Annotated in this window: 18 protein-coding genes; 8 read left to right on the forward strand and 10 right to left on the reverse strand. The window is 63.1% G+C overall.

Annotated features, from left to right (window positions below):
• Positions 1 to 111 precede the first annotated feature (111 nt).
• Positions 112 to 741: a tetratricopeptide repeat protein gene (locus F1002_RS17825; protein WP_150430395.1), complete on the reverse strand. Its 630-nt coding sequence runs from the start codon at positions 739 to 741 to the stop codon at positions 112 to 114.
• Between the two features lie 265 nt (positions 742 to 1,006).
• Between F1002_RS17825 and F1002_RS17830 the strand changes: the two genes are divergently transcribed.
• From F1002_RS17830 to F1002_RS17845, 4 genes are all read left to right on the forward strand, one after another.
• Positions 1,007 to 1,780 (forward strand): DUF2189 domain-containing protein, encoded by a 774-nt coding sequence (locus F1002_RS17830; protein ID WP_150430396.1) that lies wholly within the window; start codon positions 1,007 to 1,009, stop codon positions 1,778 to 1,780.
• Positions 1,781 to 1,843: 63 nt separating this feature from the next.
• Complete coding sequence (locus tag F1002_RS17835) at positions 1,844 to 3,901, forward strand: M3 family metallopeptidase (RefSeq protein ID WP_191090463.1); 2,058 nt, start codon at positions 1,844 to 1,846, stop codon at positions 3,899 to 3,901.
• 23 nt (positions 3,902 to 3,924) lie between these two features.
• Positions 3,925 to 4,410, forward strand: coding sequence for a glutaredoxin family protein (locus F1002_RS17840; RefSeq protein WP_150430397.1), 486 nt, complete (start codon positions 3,925 to 3,927; stop codon positions 4,408 to 4,410).
• A 362-nt stretch (positions 4,411 to 4,772) separates the two neighbouring features.
• Positions 4,773 to 6,053: a site-specific integrase gene (locus F1002_RS17845; RefSeq protein WP_150430398.1), complete on the forward strand. Its 1,281-nt coding sequence runs from the start codon at positions 4,773 to 4,775 to the stop codon at positions 6,051 to 6,053.
• A gap of 31 nt (positions 6,054 to 6,084) precedes the next feature.
• Here F1002_RS17845 and F1002_RS17850 read toward each other — a convergent pair whose 3' ends face one another.
• Genes F1002_RS17850 through F1002_RS17865 form a run of 4 tightly spaced genes read right to left on the reverse strand, consistent with a single transcriptional unit; the run spans position 6,085 to position 8,423 of the window.
• Positions 6,085 to 6,669 (reverse strand): PD-(D/E)XK nuclease family protein, encoded by a 585-nt coding sequence (locus F1002_RS17850; RefSeq protein ID WP_150430399.1) that lies wholly within the window; start codon positions 6,667 to 6,669, stop codon positions 6,085 to 6,087.
• Positions 6,627 to 7,097, reverse strand: a complete 471-nt coding sequence (locus tag F1002_RS21525; protein ID WP_370452183.1) for a CFI-box-CTERM domain-containing protein — start codon at positions 7,095 to 7,097, stop codon at positions 6,627 to 6,629. Before F1002_RS21525 ends, F1002_RS17850 begins: the two co-directional genes overlap by 43 nt.
• Before the next feature lie 7 nt (positions 7,098 to 7,104).
• A complete protein-coding gene (locus F1002_RS17860; RefSeq protein ID WP_150430400.1) occupies positions 7,105 to 7,383 on the reverse strand; it encodes a hypothetical protein in 279 nt (92 codons plus the stop codon).
• Entirely contained in the window at positions 7,380 to 8,423 is a 1,044-nt protein-coding gene (locus F1002_RS17865; RefSeq protein ID WP_150430401.1) for a PRTRC system protein D, read from the reverse strand. The genes F1002_RS17860 and F1002_RS17865 overlap by 4 nt, the downstream gene beginning before the upstream one ends.
• 1,194 nt (positions 8,424 to 9,617) lie before the next feature.
• Here F1002_RS17865 and F1002_RS17870 point away from each other — a divergent pair.
• Complete coding sequence (locus F1002_RS17870; protein WP_223879665.1) at positions 9,618 to 10,820, forward strand: phage integrase N-terminal domain-containing protein; 1,203 nt, start codon at positions 9,618 to 9,620, stop codon at positions 10,818 to 10,820.
• Between the two features lie 52 nt (positions 10,821 to 10,872).
• On the forward strand, positions 10,873 to 11,301 hold the full coding sequence (locus tag F1002_RS17875; RefSeq protein ID WP_150430402.1) for a hypothetical protein: 429 nt from the start codon (positions 10,873 to 10,875) through the stop codon (positions 11,299 to 11,301).
• 171 nt (positions 11,302 to 11,472) lie between these two features.
• Here the strand turns inward: F1002_RS17875 and F1002_RS17880 are convergent, their stop codons facing one another.
• The 4 genes from F1002_RS17880 to F1002_RS17895 all read right to left on the reverse strand — a co-directional run bounded on the left by F1002_RS17880 (position 11,473) and on the right by F1002_RS17895 (position 15,526).
• Complete coding sequence (locus F1002_RS17880) at positions 11,473 to 12,321, reverse strand: hypothetical protein (protein ID WP_150430403.1); 849 nt, start codon at positions 12,319 to 12,321, stop codon at positions 11,473 to 11,475.
• Between the two features lie 44 nt (positions 12,322 to 12,365).
• Positions 12,366 to 12,890 carry an RES family NAD+ phosphorylase gene (locus tag F1002_RS17885; protein ID WP_150430404.1) on the reverse strand — a complete coding sequence of 175 codons (525 nt, stop codon included), beginning with the start codon at positions 12,888 to 12,890 and terminating at the stop codon, positions 12,366 to 12,368.
• Positions 12,887 to 13,291, reverse strand: coding sequence for an antitoxin Xre/MbcA/ParS toxin-binding domain-containing protein (locus tag F1002_RS17890; RefSeq protein ID WP_150430405.1), 405 nt, complete (start codon positions 13,289 to 13,291; stop codon positions 12,887 to 12,889). Before F1002_RS17890 ends, F1002_RS17885 begins: the two co-directional genes overlap by 4 nt.
• A gap of 201 nt (positions 13,292 to 13,492) precedes the next feature.
• On the reverse strand, positions 13,493 to 15,526 hold the full coding sequence (locus F1002_RS17895) for a ParB/RepB/Spo0J family partition protein (protein WP_223879666.1): 2,034 nt from the start codon (positions 15,524 to 15,526) through the stop codon (positions 13,493 to 13,495).
• A 287-nt stretch (positions 15,527 to 15,813) separates the two neighbouring features.
• Between F1002_RS17895 and F1002_RS17900 the strand changes: the two genes are divergently transcribed.
• Positions 15,814 to 16,494 (forward strand): GGDEF domain-containing protein, encoded by a 681-nt coding sequence (locus F1002_RS17900; RefSeq protein ID WP_150430406.1) that lies wholly within the window; start codon positions 15,814 to 15,816, stop codon positions 16,492 to 16,494.
• A 553-nt stretch (positions 16,495 to 17,047) separates the two neighbouring features.
• Positions 17,048 to 22,057, forward strand: a complete 5,010-nt coding sequence (locus F1002_RS17905; protein WP_150430407.1) for a DEAD/DEAH box helicase — start codon at positions 17,048 to 17,050, stop codon at positions 22,055 to 22,057.
• Between the two features lie 180 nt (positions 22,058 to 22,237).
• Here F1002_RS17905 and nhaD read toward each other — a convergent pair whose 3' ends face one another.
• A complete protein-coding gene (gene nhaD / locus F1002_RS17910) occupies positions 22,238 to 23,512 on the reverse strand; it encodes a sodium:proton antiporter NhaD (protein WP_150430408.1) in 1,275 nt (424 codons plus the stop codon).
• Positions 23,513 to 23,922 lie beyond the last annotated feature (410 nt).

Consider the following 23,922-nt stretch of genomic DNA (forward strand, 5'->3'; position numbering starts at 1 on the left):
GTGAAGCCGGCTGTAATCGCCCCAAACTGGTAGTTACTCACTTAGAGAAGCGAGTCTCTAGGAAACTTGGCGCTTTCTAGCGCAACCATAAAGCACATCCCGTCAGAACGATTAGTTTGAGCGTTTGGTGTCTACATAAGTCGGGTTTTGGTCACAATGGCGACCGTAGGGGGTTTGGTCGTGACTGCTAGCCCTGTCCTTGAAGACACTGCGGATTTCTTCTTCTCGCCTCTTTAGAAGCTTTGCATCTTCAGTTTTACCCAGGCGCGTAAGAATTTCAGCATACTCCTTAAGAATGTTGGCATACCCAATGGAATCTCTCGTGTCTGCTTGAATTTTGTCCAAAGACTGTTTGGCTTGGCCAAAGTATTTCTCTGAATTTTGGAGATCACCCTTTGCGTGATACATGCGTGCCAGTTCTACGAGTGACATATGAACTGGGCCGTTGATTTTTGCATCCAATTCCAATGCCTTGAGAAGCCCCTTTTCCGACTCTGCCCAATCGCAGATGACTCCTGAAGTTCGGCCGTACTCATACGCATAAACTGCTTTTATTCCGTCGTTGGCATGTCCGAGATCAGCGTTCGTCCACGCTCGGCCAAATGACATTCGTGCCTTGAACCAATTGCCTTGAGCGGCATTGCTTTGTCCTCCTCGAAAATACTCGTTTGCAGTACGCAGGTTGATGGGGTTTGCACATGAGGCAACTAAAAATGGCACGAGTAATATCAAACGTTTCATGATTTTTCCCCTAGGCAATTGGGAGCTTGAAAGCTATTGGAACGTCCCGTTTCTACGCATTATCTTTCTAATTCGTTTACGAAAAAGATACAGATGAGCAAGTGTCCATCCATTTTGAATTATGCCCAAAGAATACCCTGATCTGTTGGCGTCCACTATTTAGGTAGTCATCTGACTGGCCGTTTGTGGCCGATCTCAACCATCCAACTGAACCCCGCCGCCACTCCCCGGTCAAACCGCAGTGACCCCGACCGAGGAGGCTGCGATGAAACACGTTTCCGATTTTCATACGACCGGGCTGCCGCTGCCCGGCATCCGGCGCATTGGTGTCGACCGTCCTTTTGCGTGGATCATGGCCGGGTGGCGCGATGTTCAGGCCAATCCCCTGCCGTCACTGGCTTATGGCCTGCTCTTCGCCTTGTGCGGCGACCTGATCATCCTGTCCACGCTTAATCGTCCCCATCTACTGACGGTTTCGGTTTCCGGATTTTTCCTCGTTGCTCCGCTGCTCGCTGCGGGGTTGAATGAATTGAGCCGGCAGCACGAGCAGGGGAAGAAGCTCCTTTTCATCGAGTCTATACAGTGCTTCCGCCGCAACCTTGAATCGTTCTCTTTCTACGGCTTGCTGCTGGCGCTGATCGGCCTGATGTGGGAGCGTTTTTCGGCCATCGCCTTCGCGCTGCTCGGCAGTTCAACCGGCATCGATGCCCGCAATTTCATCGTCAGCCTGGTGCTCAGTGGCGAACACAATGCCTTCATCGGCACGTGGTTCGCACTGGGCGGCGTGCTTGCCCTGTGTGTCTTCATGGTCTCGGTCGTCACGGTGCCGATGATGCTCGACCACGATGCCGACATGCCGACCGCCACGGTAACGAGCCTGCGCGCTTTCCTGCTCAACACAGGGCCGTTGCTGCTGTGGGCTGCCTTGCTGGTGACCCTGACCCTGATCGGTTTCGCCACCCTGCTCTTCGGCCTGGTGGTGATCATGCCGATTCTCGGCCATGCCACGTGGCATGCCTATCGCGACCTTGTAGAATAGCCTTTTGAACGCTCATCCACGGGCGGCTCAGACCGCCCGTTTTTATTGCTTCCCCCGACGACCATGACCCAAGCCCATAATCCGCTGCTCGATTTCTCCGATGTGCCTCGCTTCGACCTGATCCAGCCGGAACACGTCAAACCGGCCATCGAATCCCTGCTCGCCGACGGCCGCAGCCTGATCGAACGCCTGACCGACGATGCAACCCCTGCCACCTGGACGGACTTCGCCGGCGCGCTGTCCGACGGCCTGGAAGGCTTCGGCCGCGCCTGGGGCGTGGTCGGCCACCTGCATTCGGTCAATGACGTCCCGGCGTGGCGCGAGGCTTACAACGAGATGCTGCCCGAGGTGTCGCGCTTCTACACCGAACTCGGCCAGAACCTGAAGCTGTTCGACAAGTACCGCGCCCTCAGGGCCAGCCCGGAATACGCCGCACTGAGCGCCGAACGCCGGAAGATCGTCGATAATGAGATCCGCGATTTCCGCCTCAGCGGCGCCGAACTGCCGGAAGAACAGAAGCCGCGCTACCAGGCGATCATGGAAGAGCTGTCGCAACTCGCCGCCAAATTTTCCGAAAACCTGCTGGATGCGACCAACGCCTTCGGCGAGGTGGTCACCGACGAAGCGCGGTTGACCGGCCTGCCCGACTACGCCAAGGATGCAGCCCGCGAAGTTGCCGAGAAAGCCGGTGTCGACGGCTGGAAATTCACGCTGCACGCGCCCTCCTACGGCCCGCTCATGCAGTACGCCGAAAATCGCGACCTGCGCCAGCGCATGTACCGCGCCTACGCCACCCGCGCCGCGGAGATCGACAACGGCTACTCGAAGTCCGAATGGGACAACGGCCCGCTGATGAAGCGCATCCTCGAACTGCGCGAGGAAGACGCCCGGATGCTCGGGTTCAGGAACTTTGCCGAGGTTTCGTTGCTGCCCAAGATGGCCGACACGCCGGAACAGGTACTCGCCTTCCTGCGCGACATGGCGAAGAAGGCCAAACCCTTTGCCGAGCAGGATATGGCCGAATTGCTGGCTTTCGCCAGGGATGAACTCGGCATCGCCGATTTCCAGCCCTGGGACGCCGCCTTCGTGTCCGAAAAGCTGCAACAGGCCCGCTACGCCTTTTCGGCACAGGAAGTGAAGCAGTACTTCACCGAGCCCAAGGTCGTCGCCGGCCTGTTCAAGGTCATCGAGAGCCTGTTCACCGTCAAGGTCCGTGAGGACAAAGCCCCGGTGTGGCACGAGGACGTGCGTTTCTACCGCATCGAAACGCCGGCCGGCGATCTGGTCGGCCAGTTCTACATGGACCTCTACGCCCGCGAAACCAAGCGCGGCGGCGCCTGGATGGATGAAGCGCGCTCGCGCAAGCGCACCGCCCACGGCATCCAGAAGCCGATCGCCTACCTGAACTGCAACTTCGCCCGCCCGGTCGGCGGCAAGCCGGCCACCTTCACGCACGACGAAGTCATCACCCTGTTCCACGAAGCCGGCCACGGCCTGCACCACCTGCTGACACGCGGCGAAGAGCTGGGCGTTTCAGGCATCCACGGCGTCGAATGGGATGCCGTCGAACTGCCGTCGCAGTTCATGGAAAACTATTGCTGGGAATGGGAAGTGCTGCAGGGCATGACGGCCCACGTCGATAACGGCGAATCCCTGCCGCGCACGCTGTACGACAAGATGCTGGCCGCCAAGAACTTCCAGAGCGGCATGATGACCGTGCGCCAGCTCGAATTCTCGATCTTCGACATGCGCCTGCATGCCGAGTTTGATCCACGGGGCTCGAAGTCGGTCATGGACCTGATCAACGAAGTCCGCCAGGAAGTCGCCGTCCTCGTTCCGCCTGAATGGCATCGCTTCCCGAACAGCTTTTCGCACATCTTCGGTGGCGGCTACGCAGCCGGCTACTACAGCTACAAGTGGGCCGAAGTGCTGTCGGCCGATTGCTATGCGGCCTTCGAGGAAGCCGGCGACCCGTTCGACGCCACCGTCGGCAAGCGCTACCTCGATGAAATCCTGTCCCAGGGCGGCTCCCGTCCCGCCCTGGAAAACTTCAGGGCGTTCCGCGGTCGCGAACCGAGCCCCGACGCGCTGCTGCGCCATAGCGGTATGATTGCGGCCTGAGCGGTTCAAGGGAGACAAGGATAATGCGTTACCTGCTGACACTTTGCCTGCTTCTCGCAGGCCCGGTGGCCATGGCCGAAACCTACAAATGGACCGAAGGCGGCAGGACCGTCATTTCCGACACGCCGCCCCCGGGCAGGGCCACGGCGGTCACCAAGGCCGGCACCACGAACGAGCCGGGCGACAACCTGCCGTTCGCCGTCAAGAAGGCCATGGAAGCGTTCCCTGTCACGCTATACACGGCGGCCGACTGCGCCGACGACTGCAGACTGGCGCGCGACTTACTTACGCGCCGTGGCGTACCGTTCAGCGAAACAGTGGTCGAAACTCAGGCGCAGATCGAGGAACTAAAACAGTTGATCGGCGAACCCGCCGTACCCGCACTCAAGGTAGGCAAACAGAGTCACCGCGGTTTTCAGGTAGCAGCCTACAATAACCTGCTTGACCTCGCCGGCTATCCGAAAACAGCGCCCTACGGCAGCAAACCCTCCGGCGGTCCGAGCAAGTGAAGATCGCCGCCTGCGAGTTCAATCGACATCCAACGACGTTTCAATACATCCCACGAGCAACACACAATCAACTAATAAACAGCTACATACATCCTGCGAAGTCGCACTTCGTCTCATGACGCCGCGTCAAAACCGGGTAGCTAAGTGGGTAGCTAGATGGGTAGCTCGCTGCTAGAATCACTCGCAGCTACCCACTTCGCCAATGCATCAGCCGACCACGTCGAGATCAGCCAAGCCAGCAACGGCGCGGTGAACGTGGGATGACGGTTATCGATGCGAGGGAAAGTCGCCACAACAACAGACCCTGGTGACCGGGAGCCGGCAAGAAGGACTCGATTGATCCTGACCGGGAGTCGGACATCATGGGAACCCAGATCAACGTACTCGACGACATCCAGATAAAGCACTGGGTCAACAAAGGCGCACCAATTGCCCGTTCCGATGGGGGTGGCCTGACTTTCACCCTGTCCGAGGCGGGAACCGCTACGTGGATACTCCGCTACCGGATGGGAGCCGGCCGCCGCAAGGAACTGACCCTTGGCAATTACCCCGACTTGTCGCTCGCCAAAGCCCGCCAGATGGCGAGAGAACACAGAGTATCAATCGACAAGGGAGAGGATCCCGCCGCCAAGAAAAAAGTCGAGAAGATGCAGTCCAAGATGGCCTGGACCGTCCGCGCATTGATCGACGACTACAAGCAGAAGAAACTGGTGACGCCCAGCCTCGCTGAAGGGACCATCTATTACCGAAAGTGGGATCTGGAAAAAGTCATACTGCCCAAGCTCGGGTCGCTGGAAGTTCGGCACATCACGCCAGCCAAGATCGTTCACGTGCTTGAGTCGGCAAAGCGTTCCTGGACGATTTCGAAGCGAATTCTGACTTCGTGCAAGCTGCTTTTTGCCCATGCGTGTGGAAAGCGCTTGATTGACTCCAACCCGGCCGCTGGAATCGACCTGATTGCCCTCATGGGAGAACGCCCACCGATTCGCAAGCGCGTGATGCTGAACGAAGAGGAGTTGCGGACCCTACTGGCCGACATCGACGATATCGGTGTGGAAAACGCCTTGGCCTTCCGGATTCTGCTCGCCACCTGCGTGAGGTCCGTCGAACTGGCGAAAGCCCGGTGGGAGCACATCGATTTTGATCAAGCAACCTGGTGGGTTCCAGACGATTCAGTGAAGACCCGGAAGGGCTTCCTGGTTCCGCTCACGCCAACAGTCGCAAACTGGTTCAAGGACCTGCGTGATCTCGCAGGGGAATCACCATGGGTACTACCAGCGAGGATCGAGCGTCGGCGTCGGCGGCTTGGAGATACCCACGTCGGCGAGACCACCTTGTGGGCCGCTATTTCACGTGCATTCGAGCGCGGTGACATCCAGATCCGAAAGTTCACGCCTCACGACACCCGTAGCACGGCAAAGGGACACATGCGCAACATGGGCATATCCCGAGAGATTTCCGAACTGGCCCTGAATCACACGTTGAAGGGCATGGAAGCGATCTACGATGTCCGTGAAGAGATTCCAGAACGTCGGGAAGCCCTGGAACGCTGGGCAAGCTTCATCACGGCGTGCGAAAGCGGACGGCCATGGAAGCCGGGCCCGCTTCGGCAGATTGCCAGCTTCGCCAACGTGAGGCACTGACTGGGCGATGTCCGCGATGTCGCGATTTTTCTCAAAGAGGTATCCGGTCGCATTGCGTTCGAAACGCGCAAGTAGGGCACCCCTTCCGAGACAGGGGCCTGCACGGAAGAGCGCGACCTGCCAGCACGTCTTCCCGCCGCCTGACCAAGGCGACCACCTGCTCGTCAGTCATCAATTTGACGAAATGCGTGATCGGTAAGGCTCGCCGGGTCGGCGCCTTCACCATCACATACCCGTACGATGCCACCGACTGCCCCGTCTGACCCATCACCGCCATCCTCTGGGCGGACAACTGGATCACGTCCGACAGGCACGGCTGTTTGCTCCAGCGAGTCTTGAACTCCACCAACACGAGCAGACCGGAGGGTATCCGGTATGCCCGGTCAAGTTTCGCCACCAGTCCGACGGGCGTGGAAATCCGGAACAGCTTTTCCATGTAGACCAACTCGGCATCCCGCAGCGCTGCTGGTCGCGAGGCCCGCTCAGCCCGTGCAGCATGGGTCTCAAGTGATCCCCTCCGCGTCATGGCAAGCGCGAGGCACACGATGGCAACGGCGCAACCGACGCCCCACGCTAGCGCCGACACTTGCCACCTCGACGCAAGCCTGACCACCATCGAAGCCCCATCGCTATCGCCCCCAAGACCATACGCACAGGAACTTGCAACGTGGGCAATCGGCGCAGGACGACACAGACGCCCGGTGCTCCCCGATAGTAGAGGCGGATCACCCGGCGTCCCCAAACGCTGGGTCGCAGTGCCTCGTCCCTGAACCGGCGCAGGACCTCGGTCTGCCAAGCTTCGCCGAACACGCAGGTGGCGATGAAACAGCGCCCCTTCCGATCAGCCTGCGCGGAAGCCAGGCCTTCCCGATAGAACTGCTCATGCTCGACCAGTCCGCGCGCCCGGGCACGTTGCTGCCGTGCGGTACACCGACTTCCATGGAGATGCTCGAACACCACCAATCTCTCGCACCGGCCCATCTGCGCCAAGTCCGAAGCACTGACCATCCGAACATCCGCTGACCGGCGCGAGCGCTTGCCCATGGCCACCTCACGCGTCGATCGCAGGCGCGAAGAGATCGTTGGTGATCTCGCCACTGCCCTCTTGCGCGCTCCTTGCGGAAGGCAGATGAGGCGAGCCACGTCCCATCCCGGCGAAAACACCGTTCTGCGCCAGCAACCCATCGTAGGCCAGCAACCGCAAGCGATTGATGCGTTTAACGCCCTTCTGGAACTGGATCAGATCGTCATACAGACGGGGATGGTCGGCACGCGTCAATACGAAGACCAGGCGAATGGGTGCGGCGTCCTTCACGGTATCGGTGCTCATTCGAGTTCTCCCGATGCGCCCTGAACTGGCTCCTTACCGGTGGCGGTCATCTTGCTGTTCGCGTAGTTCTGCCCCCCCAGCTGAAAACCCCGCACATTGGCGAACATCGGTTCCTTCACTTCGTGGATGCGGTGCTTCGGGAACGCCGCCTTCACCGCCTTGCGGAACAGGAACGCCCCGCCGCCAACCAGGATGATGTTCTGCAGGCTGTGCGGCGCCTCGATCCACTCCTTCATCGTCGACACCGCCTGCTCGGCGACGGTCTCCGCCAGGGGCAGCAGGCGCTTCATGTCATACGGCTTCTGGAAGATCACCGGCTGCTTGCCGGTGCGCAGCGCCAGGTCGATGGCGTCGTAGTCCCGGTACGGCGAGCCGATATCCTTGGTAATCTCGGCCGCCAGCAGGCGCAGCACATCGGACATGCCGCGGTTGAAGGAGTAGCTCTGCTTCTGCACGAGGCGCATGCCCCGGGCCACCAGCCAGTCGAAGGTACGCGCGCCGGGGTCGATGACCAGGCTCTGCTCGTTGCCGATGATCGTCATCTTTTGGTGCTCGGAGGCAAAGTGCGCCAGCGCCCCTTGCGGCTGAGCGACAGCCATGGCCTTGCCCACCGTCACGGCCTTGCCGCCGCCGATGTCGTGCCGGCCCGTCATGGCCTTTTCCAGCGCCGCTTTCTTGACCGTCAGCAGTGCTACCGGCAGGCCGACCACCAGCAAGTCGATGTGGCTGACCTTCATCATGGAGAGCGCCCCCCGCAGCAGGGCCATGTATTCGGGCGTCTCAGTGTATTCGTCGTGCAACTGCTTCGCCCTGAAGGTATCGGCGGCAAGACTCACGTCCGGCCCAACTTCGTAATACAGGGGACCGATGGGAATGCACACCGTCTTCTTGCGCTCGCCAGCGGTCCAGGAGGGAGAGGCATCACTGGACGGATAAGCCACCGAGGGAAAGCTGGCGCAGCGGATATCGGTACCGGCCGCGGCCGTGACGAATTTGGTGTTGCCGGATCCGACATCCACCGCTCTGACGATCAATTCCATAGCAAGACTCCGAGGTAGGTTTCAGGTCGATCAGCATCGACAGAGCGATCTGATCCCGCCACACGAAATCCCCACTCAACGAGGCCGATTTCGGCATCGGGCTCGGCCCGCTGTCAGCGAACCGGCAATGCACGGACATTTCGCTGACACCTGAAAGCGTCATCCCCCAGCGGGGCTGCGTGTGTGTCACTACGCTCTCATTCAAATAGCTGGCATCAACCCCATGCGCGGCAGTTGCCGCCGGAGCGATCCGCGCGCGAGCATCGCCCTGAGTTCCCCCGCTCAGGACCAGAGGCAGAGATTTCCCCCGTCAAGCCCGCCCGCCGCCTCGTTGCCCGCCGCTTTGCGACAATAAATGCGCCTTACCGCAATCTCCCGGGCGCGCAAGTGCCACCCGCAATCCCCCACCAATCGCCGCGCTTTCGAGCCGCCCGCTTGACCGCCCTCCCCGCTTGGCGTCAACTACGTTTCCCGAGGGCCATCCTGGCCCCGCTCCATCGCGGAGCAAAAGGCGTCGCAGTCGTTACCTGCCCTTGAAGCGCCGGTCTCGAACCGGCAATGCCGTCGCCCTTGAGGCGGCGGTCCCGAGGTCTTTCTCGTAGTGCATGTCCCTGGTTTGGCCAGCGTTCATCGCTGGGCGCTCCCTGAAGCGCGCCACGGCCAACAGAGCACCCGGCCGGCACCCGATGCCGTGCCCCTGTTCCCGCCATCCTTTGAGCACGCGGTTCGCCGCAGCGCGCGGTCGTGTTTGCCCTCTTGGGCTCCCCGCGCGCCTTCGCTCACACCCTCGACACCGCCCTGGACTTTCGGTCAGGGGCGGACCCATGCGAGTGGATGGCGCTACGACCCCAGAACCGATCCACCAGATGGCACGAGGCCCGACCTCGCCGCCGATGCCCAAGCCACGCCCCAGAGGCCGGCCGGCATCACCACCCCCATGGCTGCAGAAATGCACGGATGGGCCGGATCAACCCGTTTCGTTTTTAAGACCGACCGAGTTGGCGAGCGCAGACGCGCTGGCCGACGAACCCCTGGGTAGAGGTGCCGCGACGGCGTGGTCGCGCGCGGCACCGAAGTTCTTGACCACTGACCGGCGCGGGCAACGGAATCCGTCCTACCGGTGGCCTCTATGGATTCCACGCCAACATCGGCTTGCCGTTCGGGCGGCTGGCCTTCGACCCAGGAGCCTTCACCATGTCGGACGCAATCCCCAGCAACACCGTTCGCCGTAGCTCTCGCCGCCGGCGGCAGGAACCTGCCAGCCCCGGGCGTTCCAGCCAGCAGCAACCCGCTCGCCCCCAGAGTTGGGCGGGAAAGACCCCCCAGGAAATCCTCGCCCGCTACCAGCCGGGCAAGGCGCCGCCGCTCAAGGTGCTGGAGGTCCTGATCAAACTCTTCAACCCCCAGCATACGGCGCTGGAGAAAACCGTCTCGCACAAGACGCGGCAGGAGCGTGCACAGTTTCTGCGGCGCTTCTTCCGCGACCTGAAGCAGAAGGCGGGCTTCAAGACGGTGCCGGATCCGCGCAACCTCGGACAGAAGCACATCCACGCCATGGTGCAGGTCTGGCAGCAGGCGCCTCTGGCGCCGGCGACGATCCAGACCTACCTGAGCTTCCTGCGGGGACTGGCGATGTGGATGGGCAAGCACGGCTTCGTACGGAAGCCCGCCCACTACGGCCTGAGTCTGGAGGAGTACCAGCGCCACGAGTCCGCCCGGCGGGACAAGAGCTGGACCGCCCAGGGGATCGATGCCGCGGCGGTGATCGCCGCGGTGTGCCAGTTCGACCGCCGTGTCGGCGCGTCGCTGCGGCTGATGTCGGCCCTGGGGCTGCGGCGCAAGGAGTCGGTGCAGTTCCGGCCATTCCAGCATGTCATGCCGTTCAGCGAGACCGGGCTGCCAGAGAATCAGCAAAAGGCGGATCGCTATGCATGGGTCAAGGGCAAGGGCGGCCGGGTGCGCTGGATTCCCCTGGACAGTCCGGCCCATCGGGCAGCGCTGGAGTTTGCCCAAGGCGTGGTCGACGGTCGCGACGCCCACATGGGTGATCCGCGTCGGGACCTGAAGCGAAATCTGCGGCGGCTGGATTACGTCCTGGAGAAATTCGGCATCACCCTGCGCAAGCGGGGCGCGACAGGCCATGGCCTGCGCCATGAGGTTCTTAACGATGCCTATGAAGATGTCGCTGGCGTACCGTCGCCGGTCCGAGGGGGCGGGCCGGTCTCCCCGGAACTGGATCGGGCGGCGCGGCTGGCGGTATCGCAGTTGGCGGGACATGCGCGCGCAAGAGCGGCAGACGCGTACTGCGGAAAGTCGGTTAGTAGTCGCAGTGGAGCCCCCGGTACCCCGCCACCCCGCGTGCACGGCGCCGACACCGACGATTCGCCCGCGACCTGACTGCAGCCAGGTCAACGCTTGCCCCCCATTGGATCAATTTGAAGGAGCCAACATGAACGAGATCAATCGACGCAGTCCTTACTGGCTGAGCCCCGGCATCGACGTGCCGACGCGCGACGAATTCCTGTTGTTGTTATCGCGCCGCACGCTGCGCGGTTTCTATGTGGACCGAGATACCGGCGAATCGGCATTCGTGCCGACCGCAGAGTTCATGCGCGAGAGTCCCTTGTGGCGTATCGACGTGCTCGACGATATCGCGGATGGCTTACAGCGAACACGCACCCATGCTTTGGTGGCATTCTTTCGGGAATGCCAGGCCAAGAACCATGACGTGCAGATGGCCAGGCAGCTCGCAGCCTATCGCGGGATGTGTCAGCGAATCGGTATAGAGCTGCCGGACGATTTGGAGGCGTTGCTCGTTTTGGATCAACAATTCCGCCGATCAGCAATGTGGGGCTCGACAGGCCAGGCCACGAAGTGACCATCGACATCTCCCGCCTCGTCGTAGGCTTCCGCAATCGGGCGGGGTTGGGAGCCGAGATGCCAGGGTCCGCTTCTAAACGCCGTAGCGGCCAAGGGGGACGCTATTTCCGAACTGCCAGGACCGTGCAGCTTCTCGCGAGAAAGCAGCGCCTGCGGAATTGCGGGAAGATCAAGAAAGGTGGCTCTGCCCACCCAGGGGCGGCGAGCACCGTGCCAGGATGCGTTTCCAGCCGTTACGGGCGGCGACCGCTTCGCGCAGGATGTCGAGATATTCGTCCACATCTACCCTGTCGTCCGCCGGCATCGGCCCCTGCGAATATTCTGCGAGCAGTGCCTGTCGGGACCGCAGCCCCTGGCCAAGGTCGTGAATGCGGCTGTAGGTCTCGCAGGCATAAGCGAAGGTTTCGCGCCTGGCGAACTCGATCTCGAGCAGCCACTCACGCCGCCGGGTCTCGCGCAATCCGATCGTGCGACGCTTGCAGTTGTGAAAGATATGGGCCGCCTCATGGACCAGGAAGTCATCGAAGCGCCCGGGCGCGCCGAGGTATTCGGCCGACAGGTAGCAGGTCGTTCCTTCACTGAGGCCGAGAAGATTGGGCGCATCGTCAGCCAGGAGTTCGGCACCGATGCCGGCGAGATAGAGGTTCGCCAGATCCCAGGCGGTACTGAGCCACGGCGTCTGTTCGAGCACGGCGTCGATGGTGGCCGGCGTGAGAAAGATGACCGAGCGTCCGAGCACGTCGAGGACGGACTCCTGTTCGTGGACCGGGAACAATCCCTGCACCATGGGGGCCACTTTGCCCCGGGTGAAGGCAACGACATCCCGTTCGGGCGGGGTTGCAGGGAGTTCGGCGTGTGCAGTTCGATGATGTACCGCCGAGATCAGTGCTTGGCGTAGCGCGGCACCCCCGTACCGGGCCTGGGCAACGTTGTTGTCCCCCGGCCATGACTGGAAGTGCGCATCGTGGTCGCCGCTGCGAAGGTAGCGTTCAATCGCTTGTTGCGGAGATTCCTGCATGGGTTTCTTCACTCTTTTCCGGCCTGCAAAGCGACGGCTGACGATTACCTTGTCCAGGAATCCTGGTTTTGCGGCAAGGACCGGCCGGGATCGTAGACCTGGAGCAAATCCGTCGCCGTCAGCGCATTGACGAACAGGACCAGATTGGTACCACCCACCCTCGCCTGCGACGGAAAGAGAATCCCTTTGCCGCCCGCCGCGATCACCGTGTCTCCGACGATCCAACTCGGCGGCTCGATACGCTGGTTGAACCACAGTTCCCGCCAGTCGCAGTAGAAGTCCTCCCAGATCGGTGGCCACACCGAGGCATCGTAGCCGGCGGTGAAGTCCGCTACCGGCTCGACCGTCAGTTGGTAGCTGGTCAGGGTTCCGGGCGGGAGCAGGCTCGACACCTGCTGGTATTCCCGCACCGCCGTTTCGGTATCGAGGGCCAGATAGAGCGCCTCGACTCCCGGCCGGTTGGCTCGCCCGCCGTGTTTGGCCGCCCCGGCGCCGCTCATCGGCGCAACCGCCCATTTCGGCACATGCAGGCGATAGGCGGTGACGCCAGCCAGCCGGACAAGCTTCATCCCGCCGCGCCCGCTTCGAGGGACTCCACGTAGCGCAGCACATCCTCGGCCCGCCCTTCCGACACCAGTTGCTCAGCCGTCTTGTAATTGAACGGCGGCAGGGGTTCGTTGCGATACCAGAAAATGGCCCGGCCGACATCGCCGGTCAGGTCGTTGGCGGCACGCAGCACGCGCAGGGCCTCGCGCATGAAGCGCTGCACGCTCTCCGAAGCGGGCGCCCGACTCAAGGTGTTGCGGTGAACATGGGCCTGCCCGGCAAGCGTCTGGAGGTCGATGCTCAACACATCGCTGAACCGCTTCGGCGAGAGCACGGCCGGTCCGGCTTCCTGGTCACGCAGGAAATCCAGGAAGCCTTCGAAGCCGTGGGTCAAGGCAGGGGCATAGGCAGCAGTCATGGGCATGGCGTCTCTCCGGCAAGTTACTGCATTGCAACTCTTACGCACATTATATGCACTCTTTTGGCACAAATCCAGGCAACTCAAGCTGGCTGGATTTTCGACTGCCCCTCTGCCCCACCTCCTGAATGCCTTCCTTGCTGAGACTCACCGAGGCGGGCGAGTGCCGCGCAACGCGCCGGCGCCCCCGTGTCTGCCCGCATCGGTTCAACGGTATTGCATTGCAGAGGCCTCGGCCATTGCCGGTTCCGCTTCTTCGCCATGCAAGGATTCCGAGCACTCGCCTGCTGTCGGCAGGGCCTGAACCCGCAACACCCCCGGTAACCAGCCCGTGCCGGCCACCGTCTGTTCCGCCCCCGTCACCACGGCATCTTTCTTGAGCGCGGCCAGCGGGCTGGCGGCATTGGCATCGACGGCCTCGGTGACAACCTCGAGGACACGTGCCTTGGGGACGTGGTTGAAGTAGGAAGCCCCCGTGGCCGTCCACCATCGGCTCATGTCCAGCCCCAAGGCCCGCGCCAGCGCCTCGTTGCTCTGCCGCTCGGGCTCGGTGCCGTATATGCCCGTGACGGTGACTGCAACGACGAAGGTCAGCAGGCGCAGCACCGTTGCCTGCTCCTGGGCGAGCAGCCACGGGAAGATTTCCTCCAGGTTCTCCGGCAGCCGCTCGGCCCAGGCCGTGCGCTCGGCCTGAAGCTTCGCCCAGGCGGCACTGGCCTCCATGTCCTCGGCGGCGGAGCGCAGGTCGGATTGGCTGTCGATCGCGCTGATGGCGAAGACGTTCTCCGAGCGGCGATAATAAAGATTGTTGCCCCGGAAAATCTTCTGCGCCAGATGCGCGGTGATCGCGGCCAGCGCTACGTCGGGGCGGTCGAGCAATTCGGCCTGGACGGCGGCGACCCGGTGGGCGGTGAGACAACGCACCAGTTTCTCGGAATGCACCGGGCGGGTCTTGGGCGACGGCAGCGACACCAGTGACTCGTCGGTGCCGTTTTCAGCGGCTTGGCGGGCAGCCTGGACCATGTCACTGCGATCCTCGGGGCGGATCAAGCCGTACTTCACCGCGACGGCGCCGTTGTGGCCGACATGGACGACGCAGCCGGCCTGGGCCATCAGGTCGGCCGACCACACGCTGAGGGCCTCGTCGATCGCCTTGCGTTGTTCCTCCAGGCCTTCGGCTTCGCCTTCGAGCTGATAGAAGGCCTCCTCGTCGCCGTCTTCGTCGGCCAGCGCTTCTGCCAGCGCTTCCATCTGCGCGTGCAGCGCCGCGATGCGACCATCCAGGTCCTCCAGGGCGGCCGCTTCCTCGGCATCCGGTTGGCGCTTCGTCTTGCGCAGTTCGCCGTACTTGACGTACTCGTCGAAGGCATAACGGACTCGGACATCGACCCATTTCCAGCCTTCGGCCGCGATCTGCTTGGCCCGCTTTTGCAGCTTGTCGGTCGCCAACTTTTCCAAGAGGGCCGCATCGAGCAGGTAGACCTTCTTGTCGTCGTCGCTGAAGAGGTCGCGCCGTAGCGCACCGCCGGCCTTCTCATAGGCCTTGAGGGTCACGTACTTGGCGACGGCATCGCGGTCGGACTCGATCTCGCCCTGGGTCAGCAGTTGGCGCAGGTAGTCGGGACGGCGGTTCCACGACGGCAGCGCGGCCCAGGTCTGCTCCTGCTTCTGGTGATCGTCCACCGAGGCCAGCACCATCAGGCAGTCCAAGCCGATGTGGTCTTCGCGAAACAGCGCCATCAGCTTGGGCGAGACGGTGGCGAGTTTCATGCGACGCTTGACCACCAGGGGCGTGACGCCGAAGGCAGCGGCCACGTCCTCCACCGACTTGCCTTGCCCGATCAGCTTGGCGAAGGCCGCGAACTCGTCGGCGGGATGCATGGGGATGTGGAAGACGTTCTCCGACAGGCTGGCGATCAGCGCCCGGTCGGCCGGCACGATTAGCACGGGCACGGGGTAGTTGCCGGCGAGGTCGCCATTGCCCACCAGCAGGGTCAGCGCTTCGAGCCGGCGACCGCCCGCGCAGACCTCGTAGCGGCCGCGTGTGCCCTGCACGACGACGAGGTTCTGCAACACGCCGCATTCCTTGATCGAGGCCGCGAGTTCGGCGATGCTCATCTTCGGGGTGCTGCCACCGGCGCGCGCCTGATAGTCCTGCGAGAGGACCAACTTGTCGAAGGGAACGAAGGTACGGGGCGACGCTTCGATGATGGCGTCGATTTCGGCTTTCGTGAATTTCATGCGGAGGGCTCCTGAACGGTTGAACGAGGCATGCCGAGGGGCATGTCCATGAGTCCAGAATCTCATCCCAACCCCGCCCTTCAAGCCTCCGGGCGTCGCCGTCAGAAGTGATGCGCGAACACGGATGGCACAGCCAATGTAAGTCGAATGGCATTGTCCTCGATCCATCGGCTCGCCCTTATCGTGCCTGATCTCGAAACGGTGCCGCCAAAGCGGCCGTTCCTGCTGGGCGCCCCAGCCACCGACCACTACGCTGAGGCCCTCTTCCGCACCCCGCACAGGCCTTCATGCATTCCAATTCCCAGCGGCGACATCGGCGCTCGGCCGTCATACAGCGCATCGCGGGTCTGGAGCGGGCGCTGGAACAGGCGCAGCACCTGCTTCACCAGGACGATCTCACTCCGCTCCTGAACCGTCGCGGATTCCGGCGCGCCTGCGACCGGTGGGTGGGCAACGGCCCGATGGCCATGTCGGCCTCCTGCGCGATGATCGACCTGGATGGTTTCAAGGCCATCAACGACCGGCACGGCCATCCGGTCGGCGACGCCGCGTTGGTTCACTTCGCCGCCACGCTGCGCCGGCATCTCCGCCCCGCCGACACCATCGCGCGGCTGGGCGGCGACGAGTTCGCCCTGATCCTGATGAATTGCAGCGGCGACGATGCGTGCCTGCTGCTGGAACGCCTGCAGCAGGCACTCGCCGGATCACCCTTGGCAGTGCCGGGTGGCGCGGTGCCGTTGCGGTTCTCTGCCGGGGTCGCCGAGCTTCGCGCGGCTGAATCGCTGGAGCAGGTTTTGGAGCGCGCCGATACCGCCTTGCTCGATGCGAAGCAACTGGGCAAGGCGATGGTCCGCCTGAGCGTTCCACCGGCGCGGTCTGCGCAGGCGGCCGCGGCGAACGCGTGCGACCGACAGACCGCTTCAGCGTGCGTTCCCATCGCCATCGATGAACGGGAAAGCGACGGGTAGTCGGATCCTCGACCCCGTGCCGCACCAAATGCCGGCGTCGTTGGACTCCACCCCGTTGGACGCGCATCAGGCCCCTCACTGTTGGTGGCCCATGGCCGCTCAACCCATTGCCACCCGCAATCCGCCTGCTCCACCAGGGATTTCGTAGGCGAATGGCCGATCGGTGCGCACGGCTGCACGCCGGACGGCACACTGTTAGGGCATCTGGCTTCGGCCAACGCGCGCTCGTTCGAGCGCTCCCGAGTCGCCTCGGGCGTTGCGGTCGTTACCCGCATTCTTGTCGTGGCAGCGTTCGATGGCTGCCTCTGGTTCCGCGCACCACGCTGAACTGAGCCCTGCGCCGGCCGACACTTGTCGGTTGGTTTCCAAGCCCTTGGCGCTCGCCACCTCGTACCCGATATGCCGGCCGGCTTCGCTATGAAGTCCGGCGCAGTCGCGTACGTCTGGCCTTTGCCAACCGGTCGTCCACGACCGTTTTCTTGCCCATCCCACCCGGGGAGCCCGCCTCCCCGATGGGGCGTTGTGTTCCCCGTTTTCCTTGGAGAACACACCGATGGCCCGTCCTACCGCGCCTTCCCTGTGGCTGCCCGGGTTCGACCCGGCGGCCCCGACCCTGCCCCGCCCTGTAGAGCAGGTTTGCCTTTCCGTTTCTTGCGAGCCCGCCAAGCCTGTCGAGGTCATCCACGTCGAGAACCTCAGCGACGTAGAGCAAGAGCAGTTTGTAGCCTCCGTCCGCGCCAACTGGCGGGTGGTGGCCACCGCGAACGAGGCCGCCCCCCGCATCATCTGGCCACGGCTGACCCGCGCCGACCTGGAGCACCTGACCGGCCCGACCGTCAAGTTCGAGGCCAACCTGGCAGCGATCACGCTCCTGCGGCAGATCGAAGCCGAAGGCCGGCCGGCCAGTACGGATGATCGCCAGGTTCTTCAGCGCTACACCGGCTGGGGCGGCCTGCCCGCCAGCTTCAATCTCGAAGCCGCAGACAGCGCCTGGGCCGAACGTGCCCGTCGCTTGCAGGCAATGCTCAGTGCCGAGGACTACGAATCGGCGCGCGCGTCCGTCAACAACAGCCACTACACCGAGGTCTGCGTGATCGAGGCGATATGGCAGGCGGTGGAGCGCTTCGGCTTCACCGGCGGGCGCATCCTGGAACCCGCCGCCGGCATCGGCCATTTCATCGGCGCCATGCCGCGGAATCTGGCCGAGCGCAGCAGCATCACCGCCGTCGACATCGACCGGGTCTCGGGCCGCATCCTCAAGGCGCTCTACGCGCCCGGCGGCGTGGACGTGCGGATTTCCCCGTTCGAGAAAACCCCGCTGCCCGACCACTGGTTCGACCTGGTGATTGGCAACGTCCCCTTCGGCAAGTACAAGGTCGCCGACGTGAGCAACCGGGCCTATGCCCGTTTCAGCATCCACAACTACTTCTTCGGCCGCGCCCTCGACCTGGTGCGCCCCGGTGGGCTGGTGTGCTTCATCACCAGCAGCCACACCCTGGATGCCCAGTACGACGCGGTGCGCGAGTACATCGCAAGTCAGGCGCACTTGCTGGGTGCCATCCGGCTCCCCAAGGGCACCTTCGCCGGTATCGCCTCGACCGAAGTGCAGACCGACATCCTGTTCCTGCGCAAGCGGCAGCGGGCCGAGGCGGTCGAGGCCAAATGGTTGAAACTGGGCACGGTGCCCGATAGTCTCCGGCACCCCCAGTGCTACGAGCGCTACCTGCCGATCAACGCCTGGTACGCCGAGCACCCGCAGTTCTGCATTGGCCGCATCCGCCGCGAGAGCAATGGCTACGAGGAAGTACCGGTCGCCGTGTTCGAGGGCGACCTGGAGGCGGCCCTGGCCGAGCGCATCGCCTTGCTGCCGGCCGGTGCTTACCGGCCGGTGGCGCACAAGGCCGCCCCGCTGCGAGTGGTGGTCCCGGCCGAGGCCGGTGCCCGTCCTGGCAGCTACCGTCTCCACCAGGGGCGGGTGCATCGGGTCGAGGGCAGCGAGATGGTCGACGTCCATGACCAGCTCAATGCCACGCAGCGGGCCCGCGTCACCGGCCTGTGTGCTATCCGCGACCACGCCCGGGCCCTGCTCGATGCGCAGTTGGCGGATGCGGGCGACGGTCGGCTGGGGCACCTGCGAGCCATGCTCAATGGAACCTACGAGCGCTTTATCTCGCGCTATGGCTGCCTGTCCACGCGCGCCAATGCGCTCGCATTCCGGCGTGACCCGGACTATCCGCTGTTGCTGTCGCTGGAGCATTACGACGAAGAGGCCGACACGGCCCGCAAGGCTGCGCTATTCACCCGGCGCACGCTGACCCGGGTCGTCGAACCGAGCACCGCGGGCGAGCCGGCCGAAGCGCTGGCCGCGTCCATCCAATGGCGTGGCCGGGTCGATCCGGCTTACATGGCCGAACTGCTTGGGGCACCCGAAGCGGCGGTGCTGGAAGCACTGGCCGGAGCGGGGCAGGTTTTCCGTGACCCGGCTGACGGGGAATGGAAGACCACCGACGACTACCTGTCAGGCAACGTGAAAGCGAAGCTCAAGCAGGCGGTGCTATCCGGGAGTACCTACCAGCGCAACATCGAGGCGCTGGAACAGGTGCAACCGGAAGACCTGCCACCGGCAGCCATCGAGCCGCGCCTGGGAGCGGTGTGGATTCCGGCCCTCGACGTCGAGGCGTTCATCCAGCAGGTCCTGGAACTCAAGGACTGCCAGGTGGGCTACTCGGCCGAAGCCGGCGCCTGGTCGGTGAAGTACGGCGAGTGGGAAGCACGGCAGAACGTGAAGGTGACCCAGGAATTCGGCACCTCACGCATGAACGCGATCGAACTCGTGCAGTGTGCGCTCAATGTGCAGGTGCCGACCGTGCGCGACCGCGATCCGCTGACCGACAAGTACTTCGTCAATCCCGACGAGACGCTGGCGGCGCGGGAGAAGCTGGGCCTCATCAAGGAGCGGTTCGCCGTCTGGGCCTTCGAAGATACGGAACGCCGCGAGAAGCTGTGCAGGATCTACAACGACCTGTTCAACGCCACGCGGCCCAGGCGCTTCGATGGCTCGCACCTGAAGCTGCCGGGATTCTCCCGCTGCTTCGTGCTGCATCCGCACCAGTTGGATTCGGTGTGGCGCATCGTGCAATCCGGCAACACCGGGCTGTTTCATGTGGTCGGTGCGGGTAAGACGGCGGTATGCGTCATCGCCAGCATGGAGTTGCGGCGGCTGGGCTTCGTCAACAAGCCCTGCCATGTGGTCCCCAACCACATGCTGGCGCAGTACACGGCGGAATTCGTCCGCCTCTATCCGAACGCGTCGGTGCTGATGGCGAGCAAGGAGGACCTGGAAGGCGACCGCCGGCGCGAGGTGGTGTCGCGCATCGCCACGGGCGATTGGGACGCGGTGGTCATCACGCACTCGAGCTTCGAGCGCATCAGGATGTCGCCGCGATTCAGCGAGCGATTCATCAAGGAGATCATTCATGAAATAGAGATGGCGGTACGCGCCGAGAAGAGCAACGACCGGTCCAACCGGATCGTCAAGCAACTCGAGGCGATGAAGAAGAACTGGGCGGTGCGGCTGGAAAAGCTGTCGGCCGACCAGAAAAAGGACGACCTGCTCAGCTGGGAACTGCTGGGCATCGACGCCCTGTTCATCGATGAAGCCCACCTGCACAAGAACCTCTACCGGTTCACCAAGATGACGCGGGTGGCCGGCCTGCCGCTGACCAGTTCGGAGCGCGCCTTCGATTTGTTCCTGAAGACGCGCTACACGATGCAGATCCATGGGCATGCGCAGCGCGGCGTAGTGTTTTCGACGGCGACGCCGGTGGCCAACACCATGGCCGAGATCCACACCATGATGCGCTATCTGCAGCCCAACCGGCTGGAGGAACTCGGGCTGCAGCAGTTCGATGCCTGGGCCGCCACCTTCGGCGAGAGCGTCACGGCGCTGGAGATCGCGCCGGACGGCAGTGGCTATCGCATGCATACGCGCTTCGCCCGGTTCATCAACGTGCCCGAGCTGATGGCGGTGTTCGGCGAAGTGGCCGACATCCGCACGGCGGAGATGCTGGACCTGCCGGTGCCGAAGCTGCGCGGCGGCAAGCCGCGCATCGTCGCCTGCCCGGCGAGCCCATCGCTGAAAGCCTTCGTGCAGACGCTGGTCCAGCGGGCGGAAGCCATCCGCAACGGCGACGTCAAGCCGAACGAAGACAACATGCTGGCGATCACCACCGACGGTCGCAAGGCCGCGCTGGATTTCCGGCTGGTGGCGCCGCTGGCGGGATTCGACGAAAGCGGCAAGGTCTCGGCCTGCGTGCGGGAGGTTCACGCCATCTGGCAACGCACGACGGACTTCCGCGGCACCCAGTTGGTGTTCTGCGACTTGTCGTCCCCCAAGGACGGCAAGAGCTTCAGTGTCTATGACGACCTGCGGGACCGGCTCATTGGTGCGGGCATCCCCGAGAAGGAGATCGCCTTCGTCCATGATGCCGAGACCGATGTCCAGAAGGCGACGCTGTTCAAGGCGGTGCGCGAGGGCCGGGTCCGGGTGTTGCTGGGCTCCACCGCCAAGATGGGGGTGGGGACCAATGTGCAGACGCGCCTCACGGCCCTGCATCACCTCGATGCGCCCTGGCGTCCCTGTGACGTCGAGCAGCGCGAGGGGCGCATCCTGCGCCAGGGCAATGAGTGTGAGGAAGTGGAAGTCTTCCGGTATGTCACGGAAGGCAGTTTTGACAGTTACATGTGGCAAACGCTGGAGACCAAGGCGCGCTTCATCGCTCAGGTGATGAAGGGCGACCAGGGCATCCGGTCGCTGGAGGATGTGGAATTGGCGGCGCTGTCCTATGCCGAGGTGAAGGCCTTGGCCTCGGGCAATCCGCTGGTGATCGAGAAAGCCGGCGTGGACGCGGAGGTGGCCAAGCTCTCGACGCTGTTCTCGGTGTGGCGCAACCAGCGCTATGCCAACGAAAGCGAAGTGGGCCGGCTGCCGATGATGATCGAGGCGCTGGAGAAGAAGGTCGCACTTTACGCAGAGGATGCGGCCCGGATCGAGCCGCAGACCCTACAGGGCATCGCCATGGAATTGGCGGGGCGCAGGATCGTCGGCCCCGATGCGGTCGGCGAGGCGCTACGCGGGTTGGTGAGGACAGCCAAGGAAGAGGTCCGCACGGCCAGCCGGATGATCGAACGGATCGTCGGCCGGTTCGGCGGCTTCGAGCTCGGCATCCTCGGGGCCCGGGGCGACGAGACGCCCAGCCTGTACCTGGCGGGACACTGCCTGTACAACGCCGAAACCTATCAAACAGGGCCGGCCCTGGTGGCCGCCCTGCTGGGTGCGCTGGAATCGGTGGGCAAGTATTACGCCGATGCCGAGATCCAGTTGGAAACTCGCCGCAAACGGCTGGAAGACCTGCGGCTGGAACTGGCCCGATCTTTCGAGCATGAAGGCCGGCTGACCGACCTGCTGGTCCGGCAACGCGAGTTGCTCAAGCAACTCGACCTGGACAAGGATGAAGCGGGTAGCGCGAAGGTCGACGCCGACGAGGCACGACAAGCCGCTTGAGTTGATTTCATCCCCATGCTCGAAAGCAGAAAACGAGGGCCTCCACCAAAAATGGAGGCCCTTTGTTTTCGGGCTGAGAGCGTTTCAGACCGACTCAAATAATGTGGCATCGCCTGCTTCGCGAGACCCATCGGTTCTGGTTCCGGATGCACACCATCGGCGTAGTTACTGAGCGCGGGATTAACCCGACATCGCAAGATAAAGGACAGCCCCGGCCAGATAGCCCGTCAGGGCCAGCCCACTAATTTTTTGGACGTACCAGAAGAACCGGATCTTCTCCAGACCCATAGCTGCCACGCCAGCGGCGGAACCGATGATGAGTATGGAGCCCCCGGTGCCCGCACAGTAGGCGAGAAACCCCCAGAGCAGGTGATCGGGGGGATAGTCCGTCAGGCTGTACATACCCATGGAAGCGGCCACCAGCGGTACGTTGTCGACTATGGCGCTGACGATGCCGATGACCAGCACGATCACGTCCACCCGGCCCACAGCCTGGTTCAGCCATTGGGCAAGACTGGCCAGGATGTGGGTGTGCTCCAGTACCGCCACCGAGAGCAGGATACCGACGAAGAAAACGAGGGAACTCATGTCGATCCGGCTCAAGGCGTGGGCCAGCGTCAAGGGCTGCTTGCGGCTCTCATCCTTTTCCCGATGTACCAGATCGCCCGCCATCCAGAGAATACCCAGGCCGAACAGCACCCCCGTGAAGGGCGGCAGATGGGTGATCGTCTTGAAGGCGGGGACGGCAATCAAAACGCCGAGCCCGAGAAAGAACATCAGCTTGCGCTCAAATTCGGTCGTGTCCTGGATTGGATCGTCGTTATCCGGCTCGATGGCGTCAAAGCGGCGTCCCCGCAAGGTATGGGCCATCATTGCCAAAGGCACGATCAGGCTGACCAAGGAAGGCAGGAACACCGACTGGATAGTGGCCAACACGCTTATCTGGCCGCCGATCCACAACATGGTGGTCGTCACGTCGCCGATGGGCGACCAAGCCCCGCCGGAATTGGCGGCGATGACGATGATCCCGGCAAAGAGCAGCCGGTCTTCCTGCCGTGCCAGGATTTTGCGCATCAGGGAAATCATCACGATGGTGGTGGTCAGGTTGTCGAGGATGGTACTGAGGAAAAAGCTGATCCCGGCGACCATCCACATCAGCGAGGACAGCGTCGACGTACGGATGCGCCGGGTGATGACGTCGAACCCGTTGTGCGCGTCCACCAGTTCGACAATCGCCATGGCTCCCATCAGGAAGAAAACGATCTGGGCCGTGTCCGTCAACGACTCCCCCAGATGTTGGGCCACAAGATAGGGGTCGTTCTGCGACATGGCGTAAAGGGTCCACAGCAGTCCTGCCGCGACCAGGGCAGAGGCCGACTTGTTCACCTTGAGCGGGTGTTCAAGGGCGATGGCGGTATAGGCCAGAACAAAGATGACGATCATTGCAGTCAGCATGTCACTGCTCCTTCGCAAGCGCGGTGGCTGCTGCGCGTCGACTGCACCCGGGTCGGCCATGGGGCGAGCGGACATCCCGCCTCCGGCGGCAAAGCTGAGGCGCTCCCGGCAAGTGCGGAAAGGTGCAATACCGGAAGAACAACCTTGCAGGCTGGCAGGACAGCGGCAAAGCAAAGGGGCAGCGAACGCGGCGGGTGGGCGCGATGAGCGGTCATGGGTCTACTCTGACAGACAGCGTGCGGCGGCCCGACCAGCACGAAAACCTGTCATCGACTCGCTATCGAAGCGCTGACACCCGAGCAAATTTTATCATCATATCCATCTGAATCACCCCGGCTCAATGCCGTTTACCGGCATCGTGCCAGTGACAAACTAGATGAACCGCTTGTCGGTTCACTGGTAGCCGGTTC

This window comes from Dechloromonas sp. CZR5, from assembly GCF_008711155.1.
Lineage (GTDB): Bacteria > Pseudomonadota > Gammaproteobacteria > Burkholderiales > Rhodocyclaceae > Azonexus.

Coding starts and splice junctions, on each gene's coding strand:
- F1002_RS17825 (WP_150430395.1), bottom strand. CDS start 741: ATGAAACGTTTGATATTACTCGTGCCATTTTTAGTTGCCTCATGTGCA.
- F1002_RS17830 (WP_150430396.1), top strand. CDS start 1,007: ATGAAACACGTTTCCGATTTTCATACGACCGGGCTGCCGCTGCCCGGC.
- F1002_RS17835 (WP_191090463.1), top strand. CDS start 1,844: ATGACCCAAGCCCATAATCCGCTGCTCGATTTCTCCGATGTGCCTCGC.
- F1002_RS17840 (WP_150430397.1), top strand. CDS start 3,925: ATGCGTTACCTGCTGACACTTTGCCTGCTTCTCGCAGGCCCGGTGGCC.
- F1002_RS17845 (WP_150430398.1), top strand. CDS start 4,773: ATGGGAACCCAGATCAACGTACTCGACGACATCCAGATAAAGCACTGG.
- F1002_RS17850 (WP_150430399.1), bottom strand. CDS start 6,669: ATGGTGGTCAGGCTTGCGTCGAGGTGGCAAGTGTCGGCGCTAGCGTGG.
- F1002_RS21525 (WP_370452183.1), bottom strand. CDS start 7,097: ATGGGCAAGCGCTCGCGCCGGTCAGCGGATGTTCGGATGGTCAGTGCT.
- F1002_RS17860 (WP_150430400.1), bottom strand. CDS start 7,383: ATGAGCACCGATACCGTGAAGGACGCCGCACCCATTCGCCTGGTCTTC.
- F1002_RS17865 (WP_150430401.1), bottom strand. CDS start 8,423: ATGGAATTGATCGTCAGAGCGGTGGATGTCGGATCCGGCAACACCAAA.
- F1002_RS17870 (WP_223879665.1), top strand. CDS start 9,618: ATGTCGGACGCAATCCCCAGCAACACCGTTCGCCGTAGCTCTCGCCGC.
- F1002_RS17875 (WP_150430402.1), top strand. CDS start 10,873: ATGAACGAGATCAATCGACGCAGTCCTTACTGGCTGAGCCCCGGCATC.
- F1002_RS17880 (WP_150430403.1), bottom strand. CDS start 12,321: ATGCAGGAATCTCCGCAACAAGCGATTGAACGCTACCTTCGCAGCGGC.
- F1002_RS17885 (WP_150430404.1), bottom strand. CDS start 12,890: ATGAAGCTTGTCCGGCTGGCTGGCGTCACCGCCTATCGCCTGCATGTG.
- F1002_RS17890 (WP_150430405.1), bottom strand. CDS start 13,291: ATGCCCATGACTGCTGCCTATGCCCCTGCCTTGACCCACGGCTTCGAA.
- F1002_RS17895 (WP_223879666.1), bottom strand. CDS start 15,526: ATGAAATTCACGAAAGCCGAAATCGACGCCATCATCGAAGCGTCGCCC.
- F1002_RS17900 (WP_150430406.1), top strand. CDS start 15,814: ATGCATTCCAATTCCCAGCGGCGACATCGGCGCTCGGCCGTCATACAG.
- F1002_RS17905 (WP_150430407.1), top strand. CDS start 17,048: ATGGCCCGTCCTACCGCGCCTTCCCTGTGGCTGCCCGGGTTCGACCCG.
- nhaD (WP_150430408.1), bottom strand. CDS start 23,512: ATGCTGACTGCAATGATCGTCATCTTTGTTCTGGCCTATACCGCCATC.